The sequence below is a fragment of the Amycolatopsis sp. 195334CR genome, assembly GCF_017309385.1.
Classification (GTDB): domain Bacteria; phylum Actinomycetota; class Actinomycetes; order Mycobacteriales; family Pseudonocardiaceae; genus Amycolatopsis.
On sequence record NZ_JAFJMJ010000002.1, the window covers coordinates 16,983 to 32,787 of the forward strand.

Annotated in this window: 14 protein-coding genes; 9 read left to right on the forward strand and 5 right to left on the reverse strand. The window is 71.4% G+C overall.

The window, feature by feature from the left end; translation table 11 throughout:
* Positions 1–81 precede the first annotated feature (81 nt).
* The 6 genes from JYK18_RS22810 to JYK18_RS22835 all read left to right on the forward strand — a co-directional run bounded on the left by JYK18_RS22810 (position 82) and on the right by JYK18_RS22835 (position 7,232).
* Complete coding sequence (locus JYK18_RS22810; protein WP_206804478.1) at positions 82–2,040, forward strand: hypothetical protein; 1,959 nt, start codon at positions 82–84, stop codon at positions 2,038–2,040.
* A complete protein-coding gene (locus JYK18_RS22815) occupies positions 2,037–3,518 on the forward strand; it encodes an ABC transporter substrate-binding protein (protein WP_206804480.1) in 1,482 nt (493 codons plus the stop codon). Before JYK18_RS22810 ends, JYK18_RS22815 begins: the two co-directional genes overlap by 4 nt.
* Positions 3,519–3,695: 177 nt before the next feature.
* Positions 3,696–4,799: a sensor histidine kinase gene (locus JYK18_RS22820; RefSeq protein WP_206804482.1), complete on the forward strand. Its 1,104-nt coding sequence runs from the start codon at positions 3,696–3,698 to the stop codon at positions 4,797–4,799.
* On the forward strand, positions 4,792–5,862 hold the full coding sequence (locus tag JYK18_RS22825) for a histidine kinase (protein WP_206804483.1): 1,071 nt from the start codon (positions 4,792–4,794) through the stop codon (positions 5,860–5,862). Before JYK18_RS22820 ends, JYK18_RS22825 begins: the two co-directional genes overlap by 8 nt.
* Positions 5,841–6,497: a response regulator transcription factor gene (locus JYK18_RS22830; RefSeq protein WP_206804485.1), complete on the forward strand. Its 657-nt coding sequence runs from the start codon at positions 5,841–5,843 to the stop codon at positions 6,495–6,497. The genes JYK18_RS22825 and JYK18_RS22830 overlap by 22 nt, the downstream gene beginning before the upstream one ends.
* A 102-nt stretch (positions 6,498–6,599) precedes the next feature.
* Complete coding sequence (locus JYK18_RS22835) at positions 6,600–7,232, forward strand: hypothetical protein (RefSeq protein ID WP_206804487.1); 633 nt, start codon at positions 6,600–6,602, stop codon at positions 7,230–7,232.
* On the opposite strand, the gene JYK18_RS22840 is transcribed toward JYK18_RS22835, so the two are convergent.
* Positions 7,216–7,995: an SDR family NAD(P)-dependent oxidoreductase gene (locus tag JYK18_RS22840; protein WP_206804488.1), complete on the reverse strand. Its 780-nt coding sequence runs from the start codon at positions 7,993–7,995 to the stop codon at positions 7,216–7,218. The two genes, JYK18_RS22835 and JYK18_RS22840, sit on opposite strands and share 17 nt — an antisense overlap.
* A 117-nt stretch (positions 7,996–8,112) precedes the next feature.
* On the opposite strand from JYK18_RS22840, the gene JYK18_RS22845 reads away from it, so the two are divergent.
* Positions 8,113–8,601: a carbonic anhydrase gene (locus JYK18_RS22845; protein ID WP_206804490.1), complete on the forward strand. Its 489-nt coding sequence runs from the start codon at positions 8,113–8,115 to the stop codon at positions 8,599–8,601.
* On the opposite strand, the gene JYK18_RS22850 is transcribed toward JYK18_RS22845, so the two are convergent.
* Positions 8,598–10,211 (reverse strand): ABC transporter permease, encoded by a 1,614-nt coding sequence (locus JYK18_RS22850; RefSeq protein WP_206804492.1) that lies wholly within the window; start codon positions 10,209–10,211, stop codon positions 8,598–8,600. The genes JYK18_RS22845 and JYK18_RS22850 overlap by 4 nt on opposite strands.
* Positions 10,212–10,357: 146 nt before the next feature.
* On the opposite strand from JYK18_RS22850, the gene JYK18_RS22855 reads away from it, so the two are divergent.
* Entirely contained in the window at positions 10,358–10,714 is a 357-nt protein-coding gene (locus tag JYK18_RS22855) for a hypothetical protein (protein ID WP_206804494.1), read from the forward strand.
* Positions 10,715–10,783: 69 nt separating this feature from the next.
* Here JYK18_RS22855 and JYK18_RS22860 read toward each other — a convergent pair whose 3' ends face one another.
* Both JYK18_RS22860 and JYK18_RS22865 read right to left on the reverse strand, forming a co-directional pair.
* On the reverse strand, positions 10,784–11,128 hold the full coding sequence (locus tag JYK18_RS22860; RefSeq protein ID WP_206804496.1) for a hypothetical protein: 345 nt from the start codon (positions 11,126–11,128) through the stop codon (positions 10,784–10,786).
* Between the two features lie 66 nt (positions 11,129–11,194).
* Complete coding sequence (locus JYK18_RS22865) at positions 11,195–12,175, reverse strand: YdcF family protein (RefSeq protein ID WP_307796017.1); 981 nt, start codon at positions 12,173–12,175, stop codon at positions 11,195–11,197.
* Positions 12,176–12,361: 186 nt separating this feature from the next.
* Here JYK18_RS22865 and JYK18_RS22870 point away from each other — a divergent pair, with 186 nt between their 5' ends.
* Positions 12,362–12,736, forward strand: a complete 375-nt coding sequence (locus JYK18_RS22870) for an STAS domain-containing protein (RefSeq protein ID WP_206804498.1) — start codon at positions 12,362–12,364, stop codon at positions 12,734–12,736.
* Here the strand turns inward: JYK18_RS22870 and JYK18_RS22875 are convergent.
* A complete protein-coding gene (locus tag JYK18_RS22875; protein WP_206804501.1) occupies positions 12,723–15,668 on the reverse strand; it encodes a glycoside hydrolase family 3 protein in 2,946 nt (981 codons plus the stop codon). The genes JYK18_RS22870 and JYK18_RS22875 overlap by 14 nt on opposite strands.
* Between the last annotated feature and the right edge of the window lie 137 nt (positions 15,669–15,805).

Sequence of the window (15,805 nt, forward strand, 5' to 3'; positions counted from 1 at the left end):
ACTGTTTGCCCATACCCGTTTTCCGATCGTGACAAATGCTCTCTATATTGATTGCTCCCACACGACGAACAAAGGGCGAAGATGCCTAGTGAGCCGACCCGGCTGGCCGGAGTGCGGCCCATCACCGCAGGCCTCGTCGAAAAGTGCCTCGCCCGCCCCGGCGGGCAGAGCTGGGGTGCGCCACTGGTGGTCGCGCTCGGGGCGCGCGGCACCGGCAAGACGGCCCTGCTGCGGGAATTGGCCGGCCGGTGCGCCGATCTGCCGCACGCGCAGGTCGATTTCGAGAAAGAGGACTGGGCGCACATCGAACCGCGGGAACTGCTCGGTCACCTCGCGTTCGACCTGAGCAGGCAGTGGCGGCAGTTCGGCCGGATCGCATTTCCGCGGTTGTGGCTGTGCATGCTGGTGGTGGGCTCGCCGGTGGAAATCGGGGACCGCCGCCTGGCGCTGCGGAAATTGCGCGAGGTGCTGGCGCAGAACCAGCCGCTGGAGCAGAACCGCGACGCCGTGGTCGACGTGGTCCGGCTGGCCGGTGGCATCGCCGGGCAGAGCACGCCCGGCTGGCCGGAGGCCACCGACCTGCTGCTGCGCGGGCTGAGCTGGTACGACCGCAGGCGGCTGCTCGGCAAGATCAAGAGCCTGCCTGCCAGCTCCGGCAGCCGTGAGGACTTCCTGATCGAGATCGCGCGCTGGGCCCAGGGCGACGAGGACGACCGGGCCTCCGCCGACGCCACCTTCTGCGACGCCTTCCTCGCCGACCTGCGCCGCGCCTATTCCGGGGTCAACCGCGCCCGCCGCACGCTGAACGCCACCGTGCTGCTCGACAACGCGCACACGCCCGGCGGACAGGCGTTCCTCCGCGTGCTCGCCGAGGCCCGCCGCCGCGCCGGTCCCGACGCCGACCCGCTCGCCGTGTTCGCCACCAGCCGCGGCTGGAACCCGGACTGGAACACCAGCTGGCACCCGCCCACCGCGTCCGGGGCGGACGAGCCGGAGCGCCGCCGCCCGTCGGCCGAGCGCACCGGCGGGCTGTCCTGGCCGCGCCCCCGCAGACCGTCCGAAGTGGACGATGACTGGGCGGAACCGGTTACGCAGCAACACGGCCGCTGGTGGCCGTGGTACCTGATCGAACTCGGCACGCTCTCCGCCGACGACACGGTGGACCTCGCGGTGGCCTACGACATCCACCCGACTTCGCGGCTGCCCGGGTTCGTGCACCGGCTGACCGACGGCCACCCCGGCGCGACCACCGACGTGCTGCACACCATCGGGACCACCTACGACCGGTCGAACCCGACCGCGTTGCGCTCGGTGCTCCGGACCGAACTCCCGCGGCTGCGCGAGTACCTGCTCCAGGACTTCCCGGCGTCCAGCCGCGAGGACCTGATCACCGCGAGCGCGGCGCAGGACGTGGAAATCCTGTTCCACCGCGAAATCCTTTCGCTGCACCTGCCCGCCGGTGAGGGCGTGCTGTTCAAAACGCTCAGCGACACGCTCTGGTTGTGCGCCGAACCCGGCGACCTCCCGCGCTACGCCCTGCATCCGTTGCTGCGCCGCGTTCTGCTCGGCGAACTGGCCGCACGCGGCGACGACCACGAGCTGAACTGGGACCGCGTGCACACCCTGTGCCGCGACTTCTACGACCGCGGCGGGCGCGCGGTCTCCGCCCGGTACCACGACCTCGCGCTGGGCAACGTCGCCGAAGCCGTGGCCCACCTGCGCAAGCCGTTCGACGGGGAACTGGACCTGCGGCAGGCCCAGGCCTGGCTGGCCGAGCTGGACCAGATCACCGCCGCGCCGAACCGGCTGGACAAGACCGCCGAGCCCTACGACCAGGTGCAGGAGCACGCCGGGCAGTGGGCCGACGAACTGGACAGCACGCTCGCCTGGCTGCTGGTGTCGCTGTGGATCGCCGGTGATCCGCTCGGCGATCCCGGCGGCACGCTCGACTCCACCATCGAAAGCAGTTTCCACCACCTGGCGCAGGGCAGGGGCCGCGGCTCGATGCTGCTGCACGAACGCGCGGAGAGGTATCGATGAGCACGGGAACCGACCGGATCGCCCCGCCGAAGCCCGCGTGGTGGAAGTGGCTGTGGGTGGGTGGCGCGGTGGTGCTGGTGGTCGTCGTGGTGGTCGCGGTGACCGTGGTGGTGCCCGCGCTCAACCAGGCCGCGCGCACCTGCGGGGAGGGCGTGGAGCAGCGCGGCGAGCTGTCGGAATGCACCGGGGTCACCGACGGGCGGTACGTGTTCTCCCCGGAGTTGGCCGACGTCCAGGGCAAGATCCTCGCCGAGAACGAGGACGTGGCCAGCTCCGGCGAGAACTACGTGACCGTCGCGGTGTTCCTGCCGATGACACTGGCCGAAGTGGACATCCTGTCCCCGGAATGGGTGCGCCACCAGTTGCAGGGCGCGTACCTGGCGCAGCGGCGGGCGAACGACGGGGAGTGGGGCAGCGCCACGCCGAAGGTCCGGCTGCTGCTGGCGAACCCGGGCAGCAAGCTGGCCCAGTGGGAGCCGGTGGTCGCCGAGCTGGAGCGGCGGATCGAGGCGGAGCGCCTGGTCGCGGTCACCGGCATCGGGTTGAGCCTGGACGACGCGCGGCGCGCGATGAACCGGCTGTCCGAGCTGCGCGTCCCGATCATCGGCTCGCACCTGGCCGCCGACGAACTCTCGCAGATCCCCGGTTTCCTGCGGGTTTCCCCGACCAGTTCCACCTACGGGCAGGCGGCGGCGAACCACATCCGGCCGACCGCGCGCACGGCCTCGCTGGTGCAGGACCGCAACCCCGGCGACCTGTACCCGAAGACGCTGGCCGACGGGTTCACCGCGAAGTTCGCCGACGACGAGCACCAGATCGTCGGGCAGGTCGAGTGGTTCGACTCGACCCTGCCCGGGGTGGAGAACACCTTCCTGCAGATGATGCCGAACCTGTGCGGCAACAAACCGGACGTCATCTACTTCGCCGGCCGGGAGCACCACCTGACCGCGTTCGTCGCCGAACTGGCCAACCGCCGGTGCCTCGACCAGCCGATCACCGTGATGACCGGCGACCTCGCGCTGGTCGACGCCCCCGACGCGGCGATGCGGCGCGGGCTGGAGGCGAACGTGACCGTGCTCGCGCCCGGGCTGGCGCATCCGCAGGCGTGGGCCACGATGCCGGACCAGTTCGACCGGGTCTCGGTGGCGGGCTTCCGTGAGCCGGGCTGTGCGGACTGCTTCGAGGCCCTGTTCCCCGGCGAACGGCTCGATGACGGAGTCGCGATCCTGGCGCACGACGCGGTGCTCACGGTGGCGTGGGCGATCCGGCACTCGGGCGCGAACCCGGCGCGGACGGTGACCGCGCGCGACCTGCTCCAGATGCGCAACCGCCTGCACGACGAGGGGGCGGTCCCGGGCGCCAGCGGCCGCATCTCCTTCGACGACCGCGGGGACCCGGTGAACAAGGCGGTCCCGATCCTGCGCGTCCGGGTGGACGACACCCCGGAGTTCGTCGCCCTCTCCTCCCCAGGCGGCTGACACTCCCGTGGCGCGCTCAGCCGCTCACGACCCGGCCCGATGCAGTGAATGTGGCTTTCACTGCCGAATCCGCAGTGAAAGCCACATTCACTGCACGCCGACCGGCGCCGGCGGTGGCCGGCGGCTCGCGTGGCCTGGGCTGGGAGGCGCGATCAGTCATCTGCTTGACTGCCAGGCGTGCCGTCCGATCGTGACACCTCCGTCGAAGCGGAGTCGCTCGCGGTGGTCGGCCGGTTCGCGGGCATGGCCAGGGGTGCCGGCCTGCTGGTGATCAGCGCGTTCGGCGTGCTCGCCACCCCGGCGGAGGCGTTGCCGCTGGCCTTCGGCCTGCTCGCGCTCGCCGTGGTCGCCGCGCTCGCCGAGTTCTACACCGGGCACACCGGCCGCGGCAGGCCGCTCACCTTCACGCTCACGCTGGTCCGGGCCGCGGCGATCTGCGCGGCGCAGATCCAGACCGCGCCCGTCCCCGGCGAGCTCAACCAGTGGGCCCTCAACGTGCTCACCATCACCGTGATCACCCTGCAGTGGGAGTGGCCGCCGCGGCTGACCGTGCCCGCGGTGGCCTGCCTGCTGGTGGTCCAGCTCGCCCCGCTCGCGCCCGAGGACGCCGTGAGCACGGTCGTCCGCGTGCTCATCGAGGGCGTGCTCGCCCGCCTCGCCTTCCTTCTCCTCCTGCGGACGACCCGCCGCATCGACCGGCTCCGCGACCGCCGCGCCCGCCTCCAGCGCGAGGAATCGCTGGCACTGGAACGCAAGCGCCAGGAACGCGAGTACCTGGCCGTGCTGCACGACACCGCGTCGGCCACCTTCCTGATGGTGGCGCAGCGCGGCGAGACCGCGGACCCGGCGAAGGTGGCCGAGTACGCCAGCCGCGATCTGTCCATTCTCACCGGCGCCTCCGGCCGCGACAGCATGGTCGAGCTGGAGGCCTCGCTGCGCGGGGTGCTGGAGCAGAGTCCCGTCCTGGTCGACGCGCGGTGGACGCCGGTGCCGTTGCTGCCCGCGTCGGCCGCGCTGGCGCTGGTCCGCGCGGTCCGCGAGGCCCTGGTCAACGTCGAACGCCACGCCGGGGTGAACGAGGCGGTGCTCACCGTGGAAGCCGGGGTCCGGGTGTCCATTCGCGACACCGGGCGCGGGTTCGACCCGGATGCCGTTCCGGCGCACCGGCGCGGCATCCGGGGGTCGCTCGTCGAGCGGATGGCCGCGGTGGGTGGCCGCGCGACGGTGACCTCCGCGCCCGGCGCGGGCACCACGGTGGAACTGGTGTGGCCCGATGGCTGACGAAACCGACCGCGTGCTCGGCATCGTCCGGTTCGCGCTGCTCGTGGTGGTCGCGGCGATCCAGCCCGCGCTGAGCCTGAGCCGGGTGAGCGGCGGCGCGGACTCGGCCGCGTTCCTCGCGCTGGCGGCGGTCGTCGTGGTGGCCGCGGCCTGGGTGCTGCGCGGGCAGGCGGTCCCGTTGCCGGTGGCGCTGCCGCTCGCGGTGGTGACGCTGGCCGCGTCGGCCGTGTCGACCTGGATGGTGCCGCCCGACGAGCTGTTCGGCGAGGAGCACTGGTCCTTCGGCCTGGTCGGCTGGCACCTGCTGGTGCTGCTGCTGGACCGGCCCGCGCTGGCGGCGGCCGCGCTCGGCGCGCACGTGGTGCTCAGCCTGTCGCGGCTGGTCACCACCGCGCCCACCGAACGCGGCGAGGTCGGCGAGGTGGCCATCGCGGTGCTCAGCGTGATCAGCTTCCAGCTGGCCGCGCTGGCGCTGGCGCGGCTGGTGCACCGGCGCGCGCGGCAGGCGGGTGAGGCCGCGGCCGAACGCGACCGGCAGGCCCACCGCAAGGCGCTCGCCGAGCAGGAGGAGGCCGACCAGCGGATCCGATTCGCCGGGCAGCTCGGCGCCACGCTGCCGCTGCTGGCCGCGATGGCCGATCGCACGCTGGACCCGCGCACGCCCGAGACCCGGCAGCGGTGCGTGCTGGCGGCCACCCAGCTGCGGCGGTTGTTCGCCGAGAACGACGACGTGCCCGACCCGCTGGTGCACGAGGTCTCCGCCTGCGTGGACCTCGCTGAGCGCCGCGGGCTGACCGTCGCGCTGGCGGTCAGCGGCGAGCCGGTCGAGGTGCCGACCGAGATCCGCCGCGAGCTGACCGCGCCGCTGGTGACCGCCCTGGTCGGGGCCCGGTCGCAGGCGCGGGTGAGCGTGCTGCGGGCGGTCGGCGAGGTCCGGGTGGCGGTGCTCACCGACGGTGAACCCGGGGAAACTCCGGCGGGCTCGCCCCGCGTCGGGGTCGAGTGCCACACACTGGGGGAGCGGCTGTGGATGGAGGCGAAATGGCGTGCGGAACCGAGTTGACCGCGGTGGTCATCGACGATCACCCGGCCGTGCGGGCGGGGGTGGTGCACTGGCTGTCCTCGGGCAGCCCGCCGATCCGCGTGCTCGCCGAGGGCGAGGACGTGCGCGTCGCCTGGATCGGTGAGGGCGCCGAGGCCGACGTGGTCATCCTCGACCTGCACCTGAACAGCACCACCCCGGCGATGGGCGACCTCCGGCGGCTCACCGAGGCGGGCAGGCGGGTGGTGGTCTACTCGATGCGCGCGGACGACGAGATCGCGCTGCAGTGCCTCGAACTCGGCGCGCTCTGCTACCTGACCAAGGCCGAAGGCGACCAGCACCTGGTCGAGGCGGTCCGCGCGGCCGGTGGTGACCGGGCGTACACCCCGCCCTCGCTGGCCGGGGCACTGGCGGGTGACCGCTCGGAGCGGCGGCCCGCGCTCTCGGCCCGCGAGACCGAGGTGCTCATCGAATGGTTCCAGTCGGAGTCGAAGGAGTTCGTCGCGCACCGGCTGGGCATCTCCCCCAATACGGTGAACTCGCACCTGGAACGCATCCGGATCAAGTACGCGCAGATCGGCCGGGAGGCGCCGACGAAGGCGGCGCTGGTGGCCAGGGCGATCCAGGATGGGCTGATCGGCGTAAGCGATTTGTGATCATTTGTGGTGCCAACGGACCATGCCGGTTGGGCCGGTCGGGGATACGGTGCGGGCGACAGTGCCGAGCCCCGATTCGGCGGGGGAGCCCCGAGGAGATCCATGAAGTACGACCGCACCGCGTTGTTCGCCGCCGGTTTTGCCGCACTGACCCTGCTGACCGCCTGCGGTGGCGACGACAAGGCGGCCGCACCGCCCGCCGCGCCGGCCCCGGCCGAGTCCGCGGCGCCCGCCGCCGAGTCCACCGCGCCCAGCGCCGCGCCGACGGGTGCGGCCGGGTCCGCCGAGGTCACCGCGCCGGGTACCGAGCTGAAGGTCGGCGACCGCGCGGTCGTGCCGTTCAAGTACGGCACGGACAAGACCGGCACCGTCGCGATCACGGTCAACTCGATCGACCTCGGCTCGAACGCGGACCTGGCTTCGTTCGGTGACAAGGCCAAGGGCATGATCCCGGTGTACATCAAGATGACCGTGGAGAACGTGGGCGGCACCGACCTGTCCTACAGCTCGGTGCGGTTGCGCGCGGTGGGCCCGGACGGCCGCGGCACCGGCGTGATCATCACCGGCGAGACCCCGCAGTGCAAGTCGGAGTCGGCGAAGAAGGACTTCACCACCGCCGGGGCCAAGTACGAAACCTGCGAGCTGCAGGCGATCCGCGAAGGTGGCGAGGTCGGCGGCGCGACCTACACCGACGACGCCGAGTACAAGGACGACGTCATCACCTGGAAGAAGTAAGCCTGGCGAGACGGGCCGCGTCGGCGGAATCGTCGCGCATCGTGAGCTCGGTGCGCAGGTGGAACGCGCTGAGCGAGTTCCGCGGCGGCCCGTCCAGCAATGCCAGCAGGGGTGGGACCACGTCGGTGGCCGGTTTCGCCTGTGCCTTCTGCTGTTCGATGAACGCGGCCGTGGCCGGGTCGTAGTCCCCGGCGAACCCGGTCGCCGTGGTGCCGGGGTGGAACAGCACGTACGCGATTCCGGGGTGCTTCGCGGCGAAGTCGACGCCGAGCAGGTCGTTGAGCCGCCCGGCCTGGAACATCGCGCGCACCCCGTCGTAGTGGCGGGTGCTCTGCAGGTCGTCCCAGGCGATCGGGGTGTCGTGCCCCGGCCCGGCCACGTTGATCACCACGGCGTGGTCGCCCAGCACCCCGGCCAACCCCTCGCCGAGCACGGCGCGGCTCAGGTAGAACAACGCGAAGTTGTGCTCCAGTCCCTCCGCGGTGACCGTCCGGTGCGTCTGGAAGAACCGCGCGCAGAAAACGAGCCCGTCGATCGCCGGGTGGGTAGCCGCGATTTCCTTGGCTGCCTCCCGCGTGTTCGACATGAGGCTGAGATCGGTTTCGAGAAAGCTGACCAGCCCGGCGCCCTCGCGGACGAGCCGCGCGCCGCGCTCCCGGTTGCGCCCGAGCACCACCGCCCGGTCGCCGCGCTCGGCCAGCGCCCGCACGAGCGCGGCCCCGATCCCATCCGTGCCCCCAGTGACCACCACTGTCTTCGCCATGCGCTGACCGTACCAGCTGGATCACTAAAATGAACCCACGAGTTCAATAAGGTTCGCCCGCCGCCCAGCAAGTGGGCGTGGTTGCGCCTGCGGGCAGGCGACGGTCGACTGGTCCGCATGACTGTCACGGACGACTTGCTCGCCAACAACGCGCGCTACGCCGAAACCTTCTCCGGTCCGCTGCCGCTGCCGCCCGCCAAGCAGATCGCGGTGCTCGCGTGCATGGACGCCCGGATCAACGTCTACGGCGTGCTGGGCCTGCACGAGGGGGAGGCGCACGTCATCCGCAACGCCGGCGGCGTGGTCACCGAGGACGAGATCCGGTCGCTGGCGATCAGCCAGCGGCTGCTCGGCACCAAGGAGATCGTGCTGATCCACCACACCGACTGCGGCATGCTCACCTTCACCGACGACGAGTTCAAGAAGTCGATCCAGGAGGAGGTCGGCGTCAAGCCGCCGTGGGCCGCGGAGGCCTTCGCCGACCTGGACGCCGACGTCCGCCAGTCGATCGCGCGGATCCGGAACAGCCCGTTCATCCCGGTCAAGGATTCCGTGCGTGGCTTCGTTTTCGACGTCGCCACCGGCAGGCTCGCCGAGGTCTCCTAGACCAGGTCCCGCCGCCGGAAGGCGGCCACGCCCGCCCCCGCCAGCGCCACCGCGACGGCCGCCAGCGCCAGCAACGGCACCGCGCTGAACTCCCCACCGGAGAGCACCTTCGGCAGGTGGTGGAACGGCACGACCTGGTTGGCGATCCAGTAGTCCAGCCCGAGCACCGGCCCGAGCGTCTCGCCGAACAGGTTCATCACCAGCCACACCGTCCAGCTGATCGCCACGCTCGCCCGAGGCAGCAAACCGTAGGCGAGCATGGCGACGGCCCCGATCGTCCACGCCGCGGGGACCTGGATCAACGCGGCGCCGAGCACCCCGCCGAACTCACCGGCGAGGTCGCCGCGCATGGCGCCGTAGACCACCCCGGCACACACCCCCGCGGCCAGCAGCATCGCGAAAGTGCCTGCCATGGCGAAGAAAAGGTGCGACGCGGCCCAGCGCAGCCGGGTGGTCGCGGTGGCCAGGGTCAGCTCCGCGCGCGTCCCGGCCTCTTCCGACCGCATGCGCAACACGGCCAGCATCGGGTACAGCGCGGCGACAAAACCGAGGCTCACCAGGATCAGCCAGACGAACGTGCCCGCGAGATCCGCGCCCTCGCCGTCGGAGTAGCGGCGGAAGAACTCCTGCACGGCCGGTCCCGACCGGGTGGCCAGCGCGGGCATGCCGGTCGCCACGGACGAGGTCGCGGCGGCGATCGCGGCGAAGGCGGCGGTCCAGCCGAGCAGGGTGCCGCGGTGCAGCCGCCACGCCAGGCCCAGCGGCCCGGACAACGCGGCGGTGGCGTGTGCGCGCCCCGGCTGTGCGGGGACCACTCCAGCACCGAAATCCCGTTGGGACAGCAGGAAAAACGCCAACGCCGTGGCGAGAACCAACAGCCCCAGCGGCAAAAGCAGCACGGCCCAGCGCTCTTCTCCATACGGCGTCAGCAGGTGTGACCAGCCGAGCGGGGTGAACCAGCGCAACCCGAGCATCCCGCTGCCGTCGGCGACGAACCGCAGCAGGTAAGTCGCGCCGAGCACGGTCATGGCGACGACGGTGGCCACCCTCGCGCGCTCGGACAACTGCGCGGCCACCGCGGCGATCGCGGCGAACACCAGCCCCGGCGCGATGATCGCGAGTCCGAACGCCACCGACCCCGCCGGTTCGAGCCCGCTGCCGATCAACGCCGCCGTGCTCAACACCCCGGCCAGCACGGCGAAACCCCCGGTGACCACCAGACTGGCGATGAGCGGCGCGTACCGCCCGGCCGAGCCGGAGCGCACCAGCTCCTGCCGCCCGTTCTCCTCCTCGGTGCGGGTGTGCCGGATGACGCCGAGCACGGCCATCAGCGCCATCAGCGTGTAGACGATGTCGCCGATCTTCCACACGGTCAGCCCGCCGAGATCGGACGCGGTGAGCTGGCCGGTGAACGCGCTCAGCGCGCTGTTGCCGCCGACCTCCGCGGCGAACTGCGCCTTCGCTTCGGCGCTGGGGAAGAGCCGGCCGTACTGCTGGGCGACCCCCGCCGTGAGCAGCAGGACGAGCGCCACCCAGCCGCTGCCGAGCAGCCGGTCGCGCCGGAGGAAGAGCCGGACCAGGGGTGCTACCCCCGCACCTGAGTTCCGCATGCTTCAGAAGCTACACAAGATTCACAAACTTGTGAATAAGTTCGTGGCTTCGGCGCCGTGAACCACGTGTTCCCTGTCGTAATACGCCGTATTACGTTGCCGGCACCCGTGTGAAAATCCGGCGCCCTGGTCGGCATGATCTCGTCATGGATGATGCGGTGACGGTCCTTCGCCAGGAGTTCGAGGCAACCGAGGGCAGCTTCCTGTTGGGGTTGCGTGGAGCGGGGCTGGAGTGGGATCGGGTGGCGTACCGGCGCTTGGAACGGGCGATGCGCGAGGTGTGCGAGCGGCTGCAGGATGAGGACCGGCTTGAGCGGTGGATGGCGGAGGGGTTTTACTGCACCTCGCGCTTCGTGAGGGACTGGACCTCGCATCCGAACTTCCCGCGTCCGGAGCCCGAGCGGTATTACGAGGACTGTCTGCAGCGGCTCGATGATCTGGCGGACTGGTTCTTCCACGGCTTCCACATGTACGCGGAGCCGCACGTGTGGCCCGATCTCTAGCGTTGCGCCGGTGATGGCTTGCGCGGGCTGCCGCACGTGCCCTGCCGGCGCGGCAACGGACACGCGACACTAGTTCCGGTCGCCGAAGGTCTGCTCGCACGGCCAGCCGTCGCGGTCGGCGTCCCAGTTGAGCGGGTAGCCCGCGGCCAGCCAGGCGTTGTAGGCCGCCGTGTAGGAGTAGCCGTTGGAGTGCATCCACTGGCACGCCGTCCGGTCGCGCGGCGGCTTCGCCTGGGCGGCGGGCGCCTGCTGGGTCACCGTGACCGGCGGCGGCACCACGACCGTCTGCGGCGGGGCCACCGTCACCGTGGACGTGACCGGCGCGGCGGGCGCGATCGGTACCGCCGTTCCCGGGGTTCCCGCGCAACCCGATACCAGCAACAACGCGCCGACGACCACGATTCTTTTCACCATGACGCAAATCCTGAACGACCGAGCGCATTCCGGCTACGGCCCATCGGCCCGGTCCGGACCGGGTCTTTAGGCCCGGAAAACCGCCGCGAGCCACGGCAGGATCACCAGCAGTACCAACAAGATCAGGTTGATCCGCCAGTAGTGCACGAGCAGTGCGACGAATTCACGGATGAACGCACTGGGCAGAAAATACAACGCCGTCGGCGAACCGAGAACGTGCACCGGCAGGTGCATCCGGCGGGCGGTGACCGCGGTCCGGAACACGTGGTAATTGTTCGTCACCACCACGGTCTTTTCCGCCCGCGACCGCTTTCCGAGCACTTCGACGCCGTAACGCAGGTTCTCCTCGGTGGAGGTGGCCTGCTCCTCCAAGAGCACCTTCGCGGCCGGAATCCCGCGCCGCACCAGGTAATCCCGCATCGCGACGGCCTCGGTGACGGTCTCGCCAGGGCCCTGTCCGCCGGAGACGACGATCAGCGGCGGCTCACCGGACTGCCGCCGGTACAACTGCCGCGCGCGGTCGAGCCGGCCGGCCAGCAGCGGCGGCACCTCCGCGCCGCGCAACCCGGCGCCGAGCACCAGGATCGCGGTGACCCCGCGCCGCCGCACGATCCGCCCGTAGAGCACCGAGTACACCAGCAGGCAGGCGAACAGGAAACTGACGTACGCGCACGCGAGCAGGACCGAGCCGAGCGCCGCCATCGCCCAGCGGCTGCCCGCCGGGCCGAGGACCAGGGTCAGCACCACCACCCCGGCCAGTGCCACTCCCGCCGCCAGTGACAGCACGTTGGCCGGGCGGTGGCCCTCACGCCGCCACATCACCACGCCGTTGCCGAGCAGGGCCACCGGCGTCAGCAGGGCCACCGCCGCGATCGCGGGCAGCAGCAGCGTCTCGCGCACCCAGGCGGGTGAGAACACCAGCAACGCCAGGCCGGACAGGGTCGCCGCGACGCCGAGCCAGACCGCGTTGCTCACCCGCCGCGGCTCCCGCAGGAAACCCGCGGCGAACACCGTGAACGCCACGGCGGCGAGTGATCCGTACAGCACGCCGATGACGTTCTCCTCGGGGACGGGCCAGTGGGGGCTCTCACCCTAGGCGCTGCGCCGCCGGGCGAACGCCTGTACGGTCGGAGTGTCTCGGTTCAGACAGCAGCCGTCACCCACTCCGGTTGGATCAACCGCATCCGGGGACGGCGCGCTCGTGCGGTGTCCCTCGGTGTGTGAGGAGGCCGCATGCCCTACCCCAACGCCCGCGCGACCATGACCGTCTCGGCCACCGCGGAGGCCACCGTCGTCAAGGTCAGCGGCGAGGTGGACGCGCTGCTCACGCCGCGCTTGCGCGACCAGCTCACCGTCGAAATCCGGCTCGCGCCGCGTGCGCTCGTGGTGGACTTCTGCGACGTCCGGTTCTGCTCGTCGGCCGGCCTGGCCGCGCTGATCGGTGCCTGCGGTGACGCCAGCACCGAAGGCATCCCGTTCGCGGTCGCCACCCGCCAGCACGCCGTGCTCCGGCCGATCGAGCTGATGAACCTGCGGGAACTGCTGGTGGTGCAGCCCAGCGTGGCCGACGCACTGGCCTGGGCCGCCCGCCCGCTCACGTCGAGCTGAGACGGAACGTTCCCAGCGACACCGCTCCGCCGAAGACGAGGTACAGGTCGCCGCGTCCCGTCGCCCCGGTCAACGGGGCGGACGCGGTGACGTACTCGTACTTCCCGCCCGTGGCCGGTACTGCCAGCGTGCCCAGCGATGGGCCGTCCGGACCGCCCGTCCGGACGGTGATCGTCGCCGGGCCGGGCGCGGACACCAGCGCGCTGATCCGGTTCGCGTGCAGGTCGGCGTCGTGGAAGGCGATCCAGCCGCCGGACCCCGAGGTGACCGAGGTGCCGCGTTCCTTCGACCGGTCGGTGAGCGTGATGCCGTGGTAGTCGTCGAAGTTCTCGGCTTCGGTGTCGCGGTGCAGGTCACGCGGCGGAACGGCCTCGCCGCGCACGCGCAGCGTGCCCCGCGCCCGGATGTCCGCGCTGGACGCGCCGACGAGCACGTCGTGGATGGCGGTTTCGACCACCCACCGGTCGCGGGTCACGTCCCAGTGCGCGAGGTCCGCGGCACGCAGGGAGAGCGTCACCGTCTTGGACTCGCCCGCCGCGAGGTGCACACGGGCGAACGCCCGCAACCGCAGGTTCGGCTGCGTGACGCGTGAGGTCCGCTGGTGCGTGTAGAGCTGCACGACCTCGTCACCGGCCCGCTTGCCCGTGTTCGTCACGACCACGTTCACGCCGATCTCGCCCTGGGCGGACATCGACGGCGCGCTCAGCCGGAGGTTCCGGTAGTCGAAGGTGGTGTAGGACAGGCCGAACCCGAAGGGGTACAAGGGATCGCCGGTGAAGTACTGGTACGTGCGCCCGGCCTTGATGATGTCGTAGTCGAGCAGGTCGGGGAGGTCGGCCAGGGATCGGTACCAGGTCTGGGTGAGCCGCCCGGCGGGGTTGACCCGGCCGTAGAGCACGTCGGCGAGCGCGTGCCCGGTTTCCGCGCCCGCGTGCGTGGTCCAGACGACCGAGCGGAGGTTCTGCTGGGCCCAGCCGATGGTGGTCGGATAGCTGTTCTCCAGCACCAGCACGGTGTCCGGATTCGCCTGCCGCACCGCCTCCAGCACGGCCTGCTGCGCGGGCGCGAGGTCCAGGCTCTGCCGGTCGTCGTCCTCGCGGCCGCTGATGAACGGCATGCTGCCCGCCACCACCACGGCCACGTCGGCGGCGCTCGCCGCCTCGACTGCGCTCTCGATCCCGCTGCGCACGACCTCCCGGGTGAACACGGTGGCCTCGGCGGGGGATTTCGCGGTGATGGCCAGCCGTCCGTCACCCCCGACGGCCACGTACTTCTGGTCGCCGAACCACGAATCGTCGGTCTCGTTGCCCGCGTACTCCAGCACGTGGCCGCCGCCGTGCGCGGTGAGCTTGAACTGCTGCTGCACGAACCAGCCGTTGGGCTGCACGGCGTTGTTGACCACGGTGCGGTCCGGGCCGAACGAGAGGAACTGCCCGTTCGACAGCGCCCGCAGGGTGACGATGCCCTCGCCCCAGTCGTAGACGTCGAACCTCGTGTCGTCGCCGGTGGACGGGGACACGGTCAGCGGGCCGGCGGTCGCGGGTGCCGTCACGTAGCCGGCGGAGGTGCGCAACGCGATCCGGTCCACGCCTTCGGTGGTGGTCACCGCCGCGCCCGCGGCCTCGGAGATCCCGCCGAACGGGGTGATCCGGTAGGGCAGCGCGCCGGAGTACCAGTCGGTGTAGAGCGTGTCCGCCAGCTGGCCGATCACCGCCACCGTGCGGCCGCCGGCCAGCGGCAACAACCCGTCGTTCTTCAGCAGCACGATCGCCCGCCCGGCGGTTTTCCGCGCCAGCGCCCGGTGTTCCGGGGTGTCGACGACCTCCTTGCCGAGGTGGCCGTACGGCCCGCCGCCCGGGTCGAACTCGCCCAGCCGGACCCGGAGGCTGAGGATGTGCCGGACCGCGGTGTCCACATCGGACTCTTCGAGCAGGCCCTGCGCCAGCGCGGCGTGCACCGCTTCGATCGTCTTCGCCGAGTTGGTGTCGTCGACGGTGAAGCTGTCCAGCCCGGCCCTGATCACCGCGGCGTCGGCCTCGGGCTGCGTGGCGTAGTAGGCCTGGCTGGCGGTCAGGTTGTTCGGCCCGCCGGCGTCGGTGACGTTGAACAGGGGCCGCTCGGTCCACGTGCGCACCACGTCGTTGTGGTCGAAGTGGGCGGTCATCGGCCTGCCGTTGACCAGGTTGTACGCCGACATCACGCCGGTGGCGGCGTCGGCGGCGATCGCGGGCCGGAAGGCCGACTCGTAGTACTCGCGCTTGACCCGCGGCCGCAGCACCGACGAACTCGTGTCGCGCCGGACCTCGTTGTTGTTCGCCAGGTAGTGCTTGAGCACCGGCGCGGCCCGCAGGCGGTCGGGGTCCTCGCCCTGGATGCCGTGGCCGTAGGCGGTGGAAATGACGCCGGTCAGGTACGGGTCCTCGGAGTAGCCCTCCTCGTTGCGGCCCCAGCGCGGGTCGCGCAGCAGGTTGACCACCGGGGCCCACAGCTGCAGGCCCCACACGCCGGGGTTCTCCGCGTGGAACCCGCGCGCCTCGGTGCCCACGGCCGTGCCGACCTGCTTGACCAGCTCGGGGTCCCAGGTGCTCGCCAGGCCGATGGCCTGCGGGAACACCGTCGCCGTCGCGGTCACCACGGCACCGCCGTTGGACTTGTCGGTGGACCAGGCGATGCCGTGCAGCGCCTCGGTGCCGGTCTTGAACGCCGCCACGCCCAGCCTCGGCACGGCGGCCTGGTACTGGTGCAGCAGCGCGACCTTCTCGTCCAGGGTGAGCCTGCCGAGCAGGTCCGCCACCCTGGCGTCGAGCCCCAGTGACGGGTCGCGGAACGGGAACTCCTGCGCCCTGGCCACCTGCGGGAGCGCGGCGGCCAGCAGCGGGGCCGCGGCGGCGATCGCCAGCACCTGGCGGCGGGAGAGCTTGGACGGGGACACGGCCACCTCCGGACGAACGTTGTGGAGAACGTTTGTCGAGAACGTTGTCGGGAACGCTGTCGAAGCGATTCGACAGTCATCGATGATCTGTCGGTCTGCAGTGGTGCGCGGTGCCGGGACTATGGCACCGATCAGCG

Coding starts and splice junctions, on each gene's coding strand:
- JYK18_RS22850 (WP_206804492.1), bottom strand. CDS start 10,211: ATGCGGAACTCAGGTGCGGGGGTAGCACCCCTGGTCCGGCTCTTCCTC.
- JYK18_RS22870 (WP_206804498.1), top strand. CDS start 12,362: ATGCCCTACCCCAACGCCCGCGCGACCATGACCGTCTCGGCCACCGCG.
- JYK18_RS22840 (WP_206804488.1), bottom strand. CDS start 7,995: ATGGCGAAGACAGTGGTGGTCACTGGGGGCACGGATGGGATCGGGGCC.
- JYK18_RS22860 (WP_206804496.1), bottom strand. CDS start 11,128: ATGGTGAAAAGAATCGTGGTCGTCGGCGCGTTGTTGCTGGTATCGGGT.
- JYK18_RS22825 (WP_206804483.1), top strand. CDS start 4,792: ATGGCTGACGAAACCGACCGCGTGCTCGGCATCGTCCGGTTCGCGCTG.
- JYK18_RS22815 (WP_206804480.1), top strand. CDS start 2,037: ATGAGCACGGGAACCGACCGGATCGCCCCGCCGAAGCCCGCGTGGTGG.
- JYK18_RS22845 (WP_206804490.1), top strand. CDS start 8,113: ATGACTGTCACGGACGACTTGCTCGCCAACAACGCGCGCTACGCCGAA.
- JYK18_RS22810 (WP_206804478.1), top strand. CDS start 82: ATGCCTAGTGAGCCGACCCGGCTGGCCGGAGTGCGGCCCATCACCGCA.
- JYK18_RS22855 (WP_206804494.1), top strand. CDS start 10,358: ATGGATGATGCGGTGACGGTCCTTCGCCAGGAGTTCGAGGCAACCGAG.
- JYK18_RS22835 (WP_206804487.1), top strand. CDS start 6,600: ATGAAGTACGACCGCACCGCGTTGTTCGCCGCCGGTTTTGCCGCACTG.
- JYK18_RS22830 (WP_206804485.1), top strand. CDS start 5,841: ATGGCGTGCGGAACCGAGTTGACCGCGGTGGTCATCGACGATCACCCG.